The sequence below is a fragment of the Yersinia antarctica genome (assembly GCF_056636475.1).
In genome coordinates, this window is the sequence record NZ_JBSJQF010000001.1 from 4,636,078 (window position 1) to 4,649,635 (window position 13,558).

Sequence of the window (13,558 nt, forward strand, 5' to 3'; positions counted from 1 at the left end):
TTTCCAAAATTAAGCTAAAGCCAGTGCCAATAAAGTGATGGGATGTTCGCATTTTTTGCTGGTCGACATTTCAATCTGCCACTTACAGGTTTCACAATCGGTAATCACCAAATCAACCCCACTCTCCTCGATTTGCTGGAACAGTGAGGCACCAATCCCTTGCGATGTTGCGTAGTTCTCTGATTTAAAACCGTAAGTTCCGGCAATCCCGCAACACTGCGAATCCAATACCACCAGCTCAATACCGGGGATACGCTGTAGCAAAGCCAGGGTATAGGCCGTCCAGCCCATTTTCTCCATATGGCAAGGTGTGTGATAGGCAATACGCAACGGCGTATTGTTTGCCGAGAACAGCGCTTTCAACGGTAAGTCGCGCCCCTGATCCAATAAGCGGTAGAGATAGCGTGTCGCCAACTCCACTTTGTCGCGCACGGGTGCAGTATCAACATCTAACAAGTGCGGATACTCATCACGCAAGGTAAAGGTGCAACTTGATGAAGTTGCTACTACCGGGATATCCCGCCCGATAACCGCATCAGTCAGGGATTCCAGATTCACCCGTGCCTGTTTTTTCGCCTGCTCAATAAATCCATTAGCAATCAGGGGTACGCCACAGCATTTTTCCCGTTTAAGTAATTGAACGCCAATGTTCATCGCATTGAATACACTGACTAAATCTTTACCTAACTGGGGATGATTGTAATTTACGAAGCAGCCATGGAAAAATGCCACCTGTTCGCTATATTGCTGCTGTTTTTCAGCTTGTTTACGATACCAGCGGCGAAAGGTACCAAACGAGTATTTTGGTAATTCACGCCGATGATCAATTTTCAGCGCTTTATCCAACAAGGCACGCACCGGTTTCAAACCGGTGACCGCATTCACTACCGGTGCAAACGGTGTTGAGAGGGTGCCCATGATATCGGTATGACTGAGGATCGCATCGCGCAGTTTGGGTTTATTGCTGCTGTAACTGGCTTTAGCACGTTGGATGATGTCGCCGATTTTAACATCGGACGGGCATGCCACTTCGCAACGTTTGCAGTTCGTGCAATATTTCAATGCATCGTCATACAGTGCCGGATCTTTCAAACGTAAGCGCTCACCATCAGGGCCAGCCTGCTTCGGCCCCGGATAAAGCGGGTTAACCTTGGCGACCGGGCAATAAGTGGTGCACACCGTACACTTAATACAACTTTCAAAACTGTTATCCCGTGCCAAGTGTTTATCCTGCGGCAAATGTTGATTCTGAGAAAAAGTGTTGCTGTCTCCGTTCTGCGGTAACCACGTCATAATGTCACCTCCATTGCGTTGACAATCTGCTCTGCAACAAACAGTGCGCTGGTTAGTGAAACCCCTGCGCCACAGCCTTGTTGCAACGGATCGTATCCCCCCAGTACCGCACCGATAACATGTAGATTATCCAGTGCAATACCCCCACGTAGCGCCCGTAACCGGTTATCAGTGTTAACCCCAAATTGCAGATAAGGCTGGGGCGCAAACATATTGCTGCGGCTCCAGTCGGCACGGTTCGGTAGCGATAAAATATCCAGATCCAGTATCGGTTCGTAAACATGCTCAAAAGTGGCCACTAACCCATTGCTAAAGAAGCTACCGCTGGCCAGCACCATCTGGGCGGCACGCAACGGAATATCGCCATGGTTACGGCTATAAAGCCCAGTAATCCGGTCCCCCACCAGCTCAGCACGTAATACCGCATCACCGGGCATGACAATGCCCCCCAATTGCTGGAAGCGATGGCGCAGAGCCTGATGTAATCGCATACCAAGTAACGACGGTGGTAGCGTCGGCAGCAGTTGAATGGGTTTCCCGACTGCGGCTCGCAATGCTTCCAGTGGCGCAGACACATCCAGCCCGATACAAGCTGGCAGCAAAATCATTTCTGCTGCTGATGACAGACGGGATAACTCATCCGCCAGCGGTTGCAGGTTTTCTGGTAAATCCAGCACACGAGCAATATTGACCGCACGAAATTCGCTAGGGTTATCCCGCAGACGATCAAGCGCCGGTAAATGCAGATAATCTGGCGTCGCATCAACACCTTGCTCTTGTAAGGCGCTGGCAACCATTTGTGGTTGGAAATCGAGGAAACCTTCAATACCAATTACCGCGACTTTTTGCCACGGCAGCGGGCCTTCCAATGGTGCAACCGGGATATCCGCCGGGCTGAGCCAGGTTGGCCGGCAACTGCCCAACGGCGTAAGCCGCAGGTGGTTCTTCGCCGCGCTGCCCACCAATTTCAGGCCGCACCGCTGTAAAAGGGATTCAGCTTCTTGTGCTAATTCACCCACTTGTGCCACTTGCCCCATCTTGCTATAGGGGTGTTCAGGCGCTAATTCAGCCAAGGTCGCGAGTGCGGATAATGGCTGGCTGACTGCCTGCCCATCCGGTAATTTTGCCAATAGATCCAAAGAGCCGGAGGAAAAGTGCAGCGCATTTTGCCCAGCGCTGACAATCGCACAATATTTGCCTTGCTCAGCCAGGCGGATACCGCACGCCAGACCAGCCAAGCCACCACCGATGATAATGACATCAAATTTCATCTGGTTTCTCCTGAACGTTGGCCGCAGGCGGGGTGTCATCCAGACCACACAGCCCTTGATAGACCCAGTGCGTAAATTCACTCTCCCGCAAAGCATCGCCCCAAGCTATCGGGCGCACACCTTTCCAACGCTCATTAAGAAATTGCACCAGCTGTTCACGGGATTGCTGCGGCGTGGTCACTTTAAAGCGGCTGAGTAAACCCGCGGCCCGGCAGGCACAGAGTTCACCCTGACAGGTCCCCATGCCAACACGGGTACGACGACGTAAATCCAGTAGGTTATTGACCGATAGCGATTCAATCGCATAGCGCACTTCGCCGGCAGTCACTGCCTCGCATTCGCACACCAGGCTATTATCCAGCCGGTTTCCGGCCAATAGTTGTGTCGCGCGATCCCCATGGCGATAAACCGCTGAGCCACGAATACTGGCAGGCAGAGAAATGACTTTGCTGAGAGTTTGCTCCGCTGATTGCTGTGAACCGGGTAGTGGCGCTTGGGCGGTGGTACAGGCTGCGGTAATACCTAATTTTTCACACACTTTATCTGTTGCCCACTCCGCCATCAGACGGTAGGTCATCAGCTTGCCACCGGTAATGGTGATAAAACCTTCCAGACCATCGCGGTTAGCATGATCCAGTAACACAATGCCACGGCTGACATTGCGCCCCGACGGGTCATCATCACTGGCAACCAGCGGCCTGACACCGGCGTAAGCACGTAAGATGCGCGTTTGCGCCAACTGGGGTGAAAGTTTTGATCCTTCGCGGATTAAGGTATCCACCTCTTGTGCCGTTACTACCATATTATCGATTTGATCGTATTCAATATGGGTTGAGGTCGTCCCGATCAATGAGATGGTGTCGCCCGGAACCAAAATATCAGCATCAGCCGGTTTACGACAGCGGTTGATCACCATGTTGTTGATCCGATGACCCAAGATCAACAGAGCACCTTTTGCCGGAAACATGCGGATACGAAGATCAGCATATTCAGCAATATGTTGCCCCCAGATCCCCGCAGCGTTGACCACTATTTGTGCATGAATATCATACTGGCGCTGATTCTTATGATCGAAAACGCGCACGCCGCTCACCCTATCACCGTGGCGTAGCAAGCCAATAACTTCGTGATAAGTCAGTACATTCGCACCGTGCTCACGCGCATCCAGCATATTCGCGGCAGTTAAACGGAAGGGATCGACGGTACCATCTGGCACGCGGACGGCAGCAATCAATGTCGGATTAGCAGCAGGCTCCAGCCGTAAGGCCAGCTTTGGATCAATGGCTTCGGCCTCGATACCGGCGTCCTGGCAGCGCGCGATAAATTGCTGCTGATATTCCAGCGAGTCTTCCGGCAACGTGATAAACAGGCCATCCGTTTGCTCAATACAATGGCGTGCAATACGTTTCAGAATACGGTTTTCTTCAATACATTCGCGGGCAGATTCGCCATCAGTTACCGCATAGCGTGCGCCGCTGTGTAGCAAGCCATGGTTACGGCCAGTCGCACCAGTGGCAATGTCATGCCTCTCCAAGAGCGTACAGGCTAAACCACGGCGAGCGCAGTCACGGGCAATCCCGGCACCGGTCGCACCACCACCAATGATGATGACATCCGTTTCTGTGTAAGGAGAACTGTTCGTCATGAAGGACCCCACATTATCAGACAGCCGCCTGGCGGCTAATTATGCGTCTATTGAGCCACAATCTTTAAGGTTATTGTTTGATAAGGAACAAAAACGAACGAAAAACGAAAGCAATGTGGTGTTTAAAAACCATGATTGTGATCAAAGTCACAGGTAATTTGTCATTGTGGGTTTCAAAATGTTAACCAATCGCTCAAAATTGCCGCCGCTTTCATATAACTGTAACAAATGAGCCATCACTCACAGATAAGTTATGCGAATTTATCTAGCATGGCGCTCGTTATGGAACATAAACGACAGCAAGTTAGCCGTTTAACTACCGGGTAGATACCAGGCTATACCGGGGTCAAAAACTACAAAAAAGCCATCGGAGGCACTCATGTTGAGTATTTTTAAGCCCGCGCCGCATCAGGCCCGGCTTCCAGCAGAACAGATTGATCCCACCTACCGCCGCCTACGCTGGCAAATCTTTATGGGCATCTTTTTCGGTTACGCCGCCTACTATCTGGTGCGTAAAAACTTTACTCTCGCCATGCCGTATTTGATCGAACAAGGGTTCTCTCGCGGGGATCTGGGCTTCGCGTTATCGGGTATTTCTATTGCCTACGGTTTCTCAAAATTCATCATGGGTTCGGTTTCTGACCGGTCTAACCCACGGATATTCCTCTCTGCCGGTTTGATTCTCGCCGCCGCCGTGATGCTGTTTATGGGCTTTGTGCCTTGGGCAACATCTAGTATCGCCGTGATGTTCGTGCTGCTGTTCTTATGTGGCTGGTTCCAGGGTATGGGTTGGCCGCCATGTGGCCGTACTATGGTGCACTGGTGGTCGAAGAAGGAACGCGGCAGTATCGTGTCAGTCTGGAACTGCGCCCATAACGTCGGTGGTGGCTTACCACCATTACTGTTCCTGCTGGGGATGGCGTGGTTTAACGACTGGAAAGCTGCACTCTACATGCCTGCTTTTGGTGCCATTCTGGTGGCATTGATTGTCTTTGGTCTGATGCGTGATACCCCTCAATCCGTGGGCTTGCCGCCGATTGAAGAGTACAAAAACGACTATCCAGACGACTACAGTGAAGAAGCAGAAGAAGAACTGACCGCTAAACAGATCTTCATGCAATACATATTGCCCAACAAACTGTTGTGGTACATCGCAATTGCTAACGTTTTTGTTTATTTACTGCGTTACGGCATCCTCGACTGGTCACCGACCTACCTGAAAGAAGTGAAACACTTCGCACTGGATAAATCCTCATGGGCTTATTTCCTGTATGAATACGCTGGTATTCCAGGGACGCTGTTGTGCGGTTGGATGTCCGACAAAGTGTTTAGAGGTAACCGCGGGGCCACCGGTGTGTTCTTTATGACTCTGGTGACTATCGCTACCATCATTTACTGGCTGAACCCGGTCGGTAACCCAGGTATCGATATGGCCTGTATGATCACCATCGGCTTCCTGATCTATGGCCCGGTAATGTTGATTGGCTTACATGCGCTTGAATTAGCACCGAAAAAAGCAGCAGGGACCGCAGCGGGCTTCACCGGCTTGTTCGGTTATCTGGGCGGCTCGGTAGCAGCGAGTGCCATCGTCGGTTATACCGTGGACTACTTCGGTTGGGACGGCGGCTTTATGGTCATGATCGGCGGCAGTATCTTGGCTGTTCTGTTACTGATCGTTGTGATGTTTAGTGAGAAAAAGCATCACGCAGAGCTGGCTAGAAAACAGGGCTTATAAGTTCATCTAGTTACGTTTTTTCAGGCTGTGTCGTTATTGATGGATTTATAGCGACATAGCCTTTTTCATACCCTGAGATTGATAAATGGAGCACTATCAATGCAAACCCACATCAAAACCCTGTTGGCGAGTATTATTCTGGCATCCTCAGTTACCGGTATGGCTCAGGCCACCGAGCAGTCATCAGTAGTCACCAAACCGTCGGCAAGCAAAGTTGTCATCGCACATCGTGGTGCCAGTGGTTATCTGCCGGAGCATTCACTGCCCGCTAAAGCCATGGCCTACGCACAAGGTGCGGATTATCTTGAACAAGATTTGGTGATGACCAAAGATAATGAGTTGGTGGTTCTGCACGACCATTATCTGGATCGCGTGACCGATGTGGCTGAGCGCTTCCCCGATCGCGCACGCAAAGATGGCCGCTATTACGCCATTGATTTTACGCTACCAGAAATTAAATCACTGAAATTTACCGAAGGCTTTGATATTGATAAAGATGGTAAGAAAGTGCAGAGCTATCCGGGCCGTTTCCCGATGGGCAAATCTGACTTCCGTGTACATACCTTCCAGGAAGAGATTGAATTTGTTCAAGGTTTGAATCATTCGACCGGTAAAAACGTTGGGATTTACCCAGAAATAAAAGCACCGTGGTTCCATAAACAAGAAGGGAAAGACATCTCAACCAAGGTGTTGGAAGTACTGAAACAGTACGGTTACACCACCAAGGGCGATAAAGTTTATCTGCAATGCTTTGATGCCAATGAATTAAAACGCATCAAAAACGAGCTGGAACCGAAGATGGGTATGGACCTGAAACTGGTCCAACTGGTGGCTTATACCGACTGGAATGAAACCTACGAACAGAAACCTGATGGCAAATGGGTCAATTACAGTTACGACTGGATGTTCAAGCCAGGAGCGATGAAGCAAGTAGCACAGTATGCCGATGGCATCGGCCCTGACTACCATATGCTGGTGGTTGAAACCTCTACGCCGGATAACATCAAGCTGACCAATATGGTCAAAGATGCGCATGCCAACAATATGATGGTTCACCCGTACACCATCCGTGCGGATAAGCTGCCGAAATACACGACTAACGTCAATCAGCTATTCGATATTATCTACAATCAAGCGCAGGTTGACGGGGTGTTTACTGACTTCCCGGATCAAGGTGTGCAGTTCCTGCAAAAACAGGGGCAACACCAGTAAGTTGATGCTCTGAGATAACGGAATAAACCAGTGGCGCAATTATGTTTAATGCGCCACTTTTTCGCTTACGAAAAATTTAATTTACTTCGGTAAATCAGTTAGTTATCTGTTCCTAAAAACATCTTACGCAAATAGTGTGGTACTGCATCATCGGCGTTTGAACCTATCACTTCCAGATTCGGTAACATGTCTTTTAGCCGTTGATGCGCATCACGCATGATGCAGCCTTTGCCAGACATCGACAGCATTTCCAGGTCATTCATACCATCACCAAAAGCGATACATTCTTTCAGTGAATAACCGATAATTTTGGCAACTTGATCAAGCGCATGCCCCTTAGAGACACCGCCGCCCATCACTTCCAGACAGGTTGGGAAAGAAAAACTGACATTAACTCGATCGCCCCAACGTGCATTGATGGCTTCTTCTAAAATCAACAACTTGTCATGATCTTCACAGGTGAAGTAAACCTTACACACACCATCGGTTGGCAGTAATGCAGGTTCAAATACCTGATAATTAAATACCGACTCACGGAAAAATTCTTTCTGTGCCGGGCTTTCACGGTTCATAAACCATTCGTCGTTCAGGTAGACGTTGGTCAGGATATCCGGGTTATTGTGCTCAATATTGTACAAATCACGCGCAATATCTGCATCAAGGTTATGACTAAAAATCAGCTCTCCCGCCGTGTTGTGCACCCGTGCGCCATTGGAGGTAATCATGAAGGCACTGATTTCCAAGCTATCGCGGATTTGTGCCACATCGATATGATGGCGACCAGTGGCAAACACAAAATGCACGTCGCGCTGCGTCAGCAACTTGAGTGTTTCTTTAGTATATGGCGTTAAAAGATGATCAGGTGATAGCAGGGTGCCATCTAAATCGGAAGCAACAACATGATACATAGCGGTATGTTCTAACCTCTGGTGGCGTCGGAGCCATAATGGCCGACTGATGATTGATGTTGCGCGAAAAAGCGCAATATGGCGCTCAGCGCCTCGGCACGAAGCTGGTCCCGCTCGAACAGGATCTCATGGCGTGCACCTTGAACTCTCTTAGGTTGTCCCCCTTCGCAAGGGTGTCCTGCCAAAGTCATTGCCTGAGAAAAAGCATCATGAGCCGGGTTATGTACTACCCGATCCTCACTGGCTTGTAATAATAGAACCGGCGTGGTTATCTTTTCTGCTTGCGCGATAATTTGCTCGCCCACCAGCAGACTTTCTCGGATCCAATGATAGGTTGGCCCACCAAGACGTATTTCCGGTGTATCCGCATATTGGCGTAAATAGCGGCGATATCGCTCACGGCTATGGGTTAACACATTGACCAGATAGGGCAGTGGCCGCCACTGGCCGGTACCAATAGCATAATAGTCGCGCAGCGTTTGATGCCTTTCGGCCCAGTCGACAATGCGGTGAGCCAACCAGCCGGGCATCGGTAAGTGGATACCAAACATCGGAGCACATAATGCTACCGCATTAAACACATCCGGTTCTCTGGCCAGAAAACGCGTTAGAATTGCACCACCCATTGAATGAGCCAGGGCAAATCGCTGCTGATAATGGCTATCAGTTATTTCGCGCTGCACTAACTGCGCAAAATCCTCAATATAATCATCAAACTTAATCACATGACCACGGTTACCATCCTCAAGCAAGCGACCCGACCGCCCTTGCCCACGATGATCCAGCACTATCACATCATAGCCTTGCTGAAACAGATCATAAGCCACTTCAGGATATTTAACGTAACTTTCAATGCGGCCGGGCACCACCACCACCACTCGAGTGTGTTGTGGTGCACGAAAGCGGACATAGCGAATCGGAATATCATCGACGCCGATAAACTCATCCTCATCTCGCTGTTGCCAAAAATCTAACAGCGGCCCGTTAACAAAAGCAGCAAACTGCTCTTCACGCGTTAACCAGCTATTGTCTAACGGCATAGCGTGGCTCGATATAGCATGACCTTGTAAATCATGACTGATGACATCCTTTGACCGGAATTGCTCAATGTTCAATACACCTGATATTCTGGTAAACCCAGTCGTTCTGTGAGCCATAGCACAACTATTAGCAATAGAGTATTGTGGCATAAATTTATGCATTCAGGGAGCTTTGCCGATGACCTTAGACTGGTGGTTAACCTATCTACTGACCACATTGATCCTCAGCCTGTCCCCTGGTTCTGGGGCCATTAACACCATGAGCACCGCCATCAGCCACGGTACGCGCGGGGTTGTGGCCTCAATTTGCGGGCTGCAATTGGGATTAGCCGTGCACATTGTATTAGTTGGCGTGGGGTTGGGTGCACTGATTTCACAATCCTTGCTGGCATTTGAAATACTAAAATGGCTTGGTGCGGCTTACTTAATCTGGCTTGGGATTCAGCAATGGCGCGCTGCCGGTGCGCTGGATCTGCATGCGCTAGCCAACAGTATGCCGCGGCGAAAACTGTTTAAACGCGCGGTGTTTGTTAACCTTACCAACCCAAAAAGCATCGTTTTTCTAGCGGCATTATTCCCACAATTTGTGCTGCCACACCAACCGCAAGTGGCGCAATATCTGATTCTCGGCACCACCAGCGTGGTGGTTGATATTATTGTGATGATTGGTTACGCCACCCTCGCTACCCGAATTGCTGGCTGGATTAAATCACCACAACAAATGAAATTACTGAACCGGATATTTGGTGGCTTATTTATGCTGGTAGGCGCGTTATTGGCAACCGCCAGAAAAGTGTAATGCTAATTCAAACAAATGATTACCCAACCGGCATCATCTGCCAGTTGGGGCATTAATTAGCGCGATAAGATCAAATGGATACCAAAACCGGCAAACAGTACCCCCGCCAGTCCATCAATCCATTTTGATAAACGCTGATAGCCACGGCGCATCACCGGCAAGGCAAATACGCAGGCGACAATAGTGAACCAAACGAAGGTTTCACCAACAATCAGCACAAACAAGCCCCAGCGCGCACCCGCACTGACGTCATCGCCAACAAATAGTGAGAACACACTGCCGAAATAGATAACGGCTTTCGGGTTCGACAGATTAGTCAGGAAGCCGCGCAGGAAGGTCCGACCACGGGCGGGTAATGCAACTTGAACCACCCCCTCGCTACCATGACGTTTGGCTCGGGCAGATTTCAGCAGTTGCCACCCCATCCAGCACAGATATAGCCCACCACCGACCATAATAATCTGATGTAACCACGCCATTTTCTGCAAGATAAGGTTCAACCCCATCAGCGCCACACCAGCCCAGATAACAATTCCCAGCGAGATCCCGACCACCCCCATCATCGCCTCACGGCGCGAACGGCTGGCTGCAGTTTGCGAGACAAAAAAGAAATCCGGCCCTGGGCTCATTAATGCAACCAGATGGACCAGCGCAACGGTAAGGAATAGCATCAACATGATAGATTCTCATATACCCTGCGAACCGAAAATCGCAGCGGCGTTAGCGAAAGGCGACCGGTTAGTCGTCGTTGTTGTCTACATGGTCGCGGATCATCGCCATAAACGGCGCGCCAAAACGCTCCAGTTTGCGTTGCCCAACACCATTGACGCTCAACAGCTCGCTGGCAGTAATCGGCATCTGTTCCGCCATCTCCAGCAAGGTAGCATCGTTAAACACCACATAAGGCGGAATATTGCCTTCGTCAGCGATAGATTTACGCAACTTGCGCAATTTGGCGAACAACTTGCGATCATAATTGCCGCCATAAGATTTTTGATTAGCGCTACTGCGCACTTTCAGGCTCTGAATACGCGGCACTGCCAATTGTAACGGCAATTCAGCACGCAGAATCGGGCGAGCGGCCTCAGTCAGTTGTAACGCTGAAAACATTGCGATATTTTGGCTCAGCAACCCGAGATGGATAAGCTGGCGCAATATACTGACCCAGTGTTCGTGGCTTTGTTCGCGGCCAATCCCATACACTGATAACTTGTCATGACCCATTTCACGGATACGCTGGTTATTCGCCCCGCGCAGCACCTCGACAATATACCCCAGACCAAACCGCTGTCCGACACGATAAACACACGAGAGGGCTTTTTGTGCATCAGCCAACCCATCGTAGCGCTTCGGCGGATCGAGGCAAATATCACAGTTACCACACGACTGCTGTTTACCCTCACCAAAATAGTTGAGCAGCACCAGACGACGACAAGTCTGCGCCTCCGCAAAAGCGCCCATAGCATTTAATTTATGCCGTTCAATATCTTGCTGTGCCCCTGCTGGTTTCTCTTCCAGACAGCGACGTAACCACGCCATATCCGCCGGATCGTACAGCAACATGGCTTCAGCAGGCAGGCCATCACGCCCGGCACGGCCGGTTTCCTGATAATAAGACTCGATAGTGCGCGGGATATCAAAATGCACCACAAAGCGGACGTTGGGTTTGTTAATCCCCATACCAAAGGCCACGGTCGCGACCACCACTTGCAGATCATCGCGCTGGAATGCTTCCTGCACCTGTCCCCGACGCTCGTTATCCAGCCCGGCATGGTAGGCCGCCACACTTAAGCCACGGCTCTGCAAACGGGCGGTGGTGTCTTCCACTTTTGCCCGGCTGTTACAATAGATAATGCCACTTTTGCCGCGTTGGTCTTGCACAAAACGCCATAATTGATCGAGCGGTTTGAACTTCTCTACCAAGGTGTAACGGATATTGGGGCGGTCAAAACTGCTGACTTGAATCAGTGGCTGATCCAGATTAAGCAGACGAACAATATCCCCCCGCGTCGCGTCATCCGCCGTGGCAGTGAGCGCAATAACCGGTAAATCAGGGAAACGTTGCTTTAACTGGCCTAGAGCACGATATTCCGGGCGGAAATCATGACCCCATTGAGAAATACAGTGCGCCTCATCCACCGCCAATAAAGCTGGCCGCCACTGATACAATTGATCGAGGAAACTCTCCATGACCAAGCGTTCTGGAGCAATATACAGCAGCTTAATCTGACCGCTACGGCAACCGTCCATCACGGCTAACTGTTGTTCACGCGTTTGCGACGAGTTTAAGCACCCCGCACCAACGCCGTAGGCCAGCAGTTGGTCGACCTGATCCTTCATGAGCGAGATCAACGGAGAGACTACCAGCGTCAACCCATCCGTCACCAGTGCCGGAATCTGATAACACAAGGACTTACCACCACCGGTAGGCATCACTACCAGACAGTCTTGCCCTGATAGGGTGGCGTTGATAATTTCCTGTTGTCCGGGCCGGAATTGCTGATAGCCGAAAGTATCTCGCAATACCTGCACTGCCAGTAATTCCCTATTTATCACTGCTGCGGTCGACACACTCTTCCCCAACTATAAGATCTGCACAGGCCGGTTAACCGGCCTGTGTCTGAAACTTTTCTAACGCCGGATGACGTTAAAGGACATCGTTTAACATGATACCCACACCCACCCGTGTTTGCCTAAAGTTATAGTCAATCATTGACTCACCATAGCCACTGAACACTTGGGTATAGAAACGAACATGCTTGGTGATAGGATAGCTCCAGCCCATTTCTGCGCCGCCGTAACCGGTATTCCAGTTATAATGGCCATCCACGCTGAATACACTGTCACCCAAGGCATAACCGACTTTCAGACGATAATAACCCATGTATTTATTGATATCCGGGTTGTCATCTTTCTCGTCGCTTTCTGGCAGACGATACCAAGGCTTCAAGTCAATTTCTAAATTGCCACGCTGTGCCATCACACGGGTGTATACACGATCCCAGCTACGTGAGGTTGGATCCGCTTTACCGTTAGACTGGTGGTTATAACCAAACTCTACTTCACGGAAAGTCCAGCCCGCCAACTCGTAATCAGTTGCCCATGCCAGGAACAGTTGCGGTTCATAGTTTGTTTCGCGGAATGGCGAGGACTCATCACTATTGGATGCCTGCCACCAAGAACGTTGCGTATAAGAAGCACCCAGTAATGAGTTATCACCGGCAATACCACGCCAAATAGGGAAACCTAAACTCAGTTGGAATTTAACTTCATCCCTCTTGGCATTTTCAGCCCAATCATAAGAGCTGATAGCATCTTTATTGATATTACTGGTATAGGTATATAACAGATAGTTTGTTTCATATGGATAAAGCAGAAACGGATTATCGTGATCCTGCAACATTGCCGCAATAATACTACCACGCACCTCAGGTGCATCATGAATCTTCTCAACCGTTGCAGCTTCTGCCTGTGCCAACGTTGGCACCAGTAACAGCGCTATCAGTATCCGCCAAAATCTTCCCATTATTCCCCCATCACCTTACGGATTATTTCTATTTGTAATGAAAACAGCTCATTCTACACACAAATGTTATCTGATATTAGTGTTGTTTATATTTATGGCTTAACGGCTGGAAAACAACAAAACAGAAGC

Annotated in this window: 12 protein-coding genes; 4 read left to right on the forward strand and 8 right to left on the reverse strand. The window is 49.8% G+C overall.

Annotated features, from left to right (window positions below):
* Nucleotides 1-9: 9 nt before the first annotated feature.
* Genes glpC through glpA form a run of 3 tightly spaced genes read right to left on the reverse strand, consistent with a single transcriptional unit; the run spans nucleotide 10 to nucleotide 4,209 of the window.
* Nucleotides 10-1,293 (reverse strand): anaerobic glycerol-3-phosphate dehydrogenase subunit GlpC, encoded by a 1,284-nt coding sequence (gene glpC / locus ACWJJO_RS21400; RefSeq protein WP_102970517.1) that lies wholly within the window; start codon nucleotides 1,291-1,293, stop codon nucleotides 10-12.
* The gene (gene glpB, locus ACWJJO_RS21405) at nucleotides 1,290-2,564 is read right to left on the reverse strand and encodes a glycerol-3-phosphate dehydrogenase subunit GlpB (protein ID WP_083161939.1); all 1,275 of its coding nucleotides are present in this window, start codon (nucleotides 2,562-2,564) and stop codon (nucleotides 1,290-1,292) included. Before glpB ends, glpC begins: the two co-directional genes overlap by 4 nt.
* Nucleotides 2,554-4,209, reverse strand: a complete 1,656-nt coding sequence (glpA, locus tag ACWJJO_RS21410; protein ID WP_372569753.1) for an anaerobic glycerol-3-phosphate dehydrogenase subunit A — start codon at nucleotides 4,207-4,209, stop codon at nucleotides 2,554-2,556. The genes glpB and glpA overlap by 11 nt, the downstream gene beginning before the upstream one ends.
* On the opposite strand from glpA, the gene ACWJJO_RS21415 reads away from it, so the two are divergent.
* The 3 genes from ACWJJO_RS21415 (at nucleotide 4,208) to glpQ (ending at nucleotide 7,156) form a co-directional block, all read left to right on the forward strand.
* Nucleotides 4,208-4,366, forward strand: coding sequence for a hypothetical protein (locus ACWJJO_RS21415; protein ID WP_481091507.1), 159 nt, complete (start codon nucleotides 4,208-4,210; stop codon nucleotides 4,364-4,366). The genes glpA and ACWJJO_RS21415 overlap by 2 nt on opposite strands.
* Nucleotides 4,367-4,588: 222 nt before the next feature.
* Nucleotides 4,589-5,944: a glycerol-3-phosphate transporter gene (gene glpT, locus ACWJJO_RS21420; RefSeq protein ID WP_083161935.1), complete on the forward strand. Its 1,356-nt coding sequence runs from the start codon at nucleotides 4,589-4,591 to the stop codon at nucleotides 5,942-5,944.
* Nucleotides 5,945-6,043: 99 nt separating this feature from the next.
* A complete protein-coding gene (glpQ, locus tag ACWJJO_RS21425) occupies nucleotides 6,044-7,156 on the forward strand; it encodes a glycerophosphodiester phosphodiesterase (RefSeq protein WP_481091508.1) in 1,113 nt (370 codons plus the stop codon).
* Between the two features lie 98 nt (nucleotides 7,157-7,254).
* On the opposite strand, the gene yigL is transcribed toward glpQ, so the two are convergent.
* On the reverse strand, nucleotides 7,255-8,064 hold the full coding sequence (gene yigL, locus ACWJJO_RS21430; RefSeq protein ID WP_083161931.1) for a sugar/pyridoxal phosphate phosphatase YigL: 810 nt from the start codon (nucleotides 8,062-8,064) through the stop codon (nucleotides 7,255-7,257).
* Nucleotides 8,065-8,075: 11 nt separating this feature from the next.
* Entirely contained in the window at nucleotides 8,076-9,104 is a 1,029-nt protein-coding gene (gene pldB, locus ACWJJO_RS21435; RefSeq protein WP_083164008.1) for a lysophospholipase L2, read from the reverse strand.
* Between the two features lie 178 nt (nucleotides 9,105-9,282).
* On the opposite strand from pldB, the gene rhtB reads away from it, so the two are divergent.
* Nucleotides 9,283-9,903: a homoserine/homoserine lactone efflux protein gene (gene rhtB / locus ACWJJO_RS21440; protein ID WP_005188003.1), complete on the forward strand. Its 621-nt coding sequence runs from the start codon at nucleotides 9,283-9,285 to the stop codon at nucleotides 9,901-9,903.
* Nucleotides 9,904-9,959: 56 nt separating this feature from the next.
* Here rhtB and rhtC read toward each other — a convergent pair whose 3' ends face one another.
* From rhtC to pldA, 3 genes are all read right to left on the reverse strand, one after another.
* On the reverse strand, nucleotides 9,960-10,580 hold the full coding sequence (gene rhtC / locus ACWJJO_RS21445) for a threonine export protein RhtC (RefSeq protein ID WP_083161929.1): 621 nt from the start codon (nucleotides 10,578-10,580) through the stop codon (nucleotides 9,960-9,962).
* 61 nt (nucleotides 10,581-10,641) lie between these two features.
* Nucleotides 10,642-12,474 carry an ATP-dependent DNA helicase RecQ gene (gene recQ, locus ACWJJO_RS21450; protein WP_083161926.1) on the reverse strand — a complete coding sequence of 611 codons (1,833 nt, stop codon included), beginning with the start codon at nucleotides 12,472-12,474 and terminating at the stop codon, nucleotides 10,642-10,644.
* 76 nt (nucleotides 12,475-12,550) lie between these two features.
* A complete protein-coding gene (pldA, locus tag ACWJJO_RS21455) occupies nucleotides 12,551-13,429 on the reverse strand; it encodes a phospholipase A (RefSeq protein WP_083161924.1) in 879 nt (292 codons plus the stop codon).
* Between the last annotated feature and the right edge of the window lie 129 nt (nucleotides 13,430-13,558).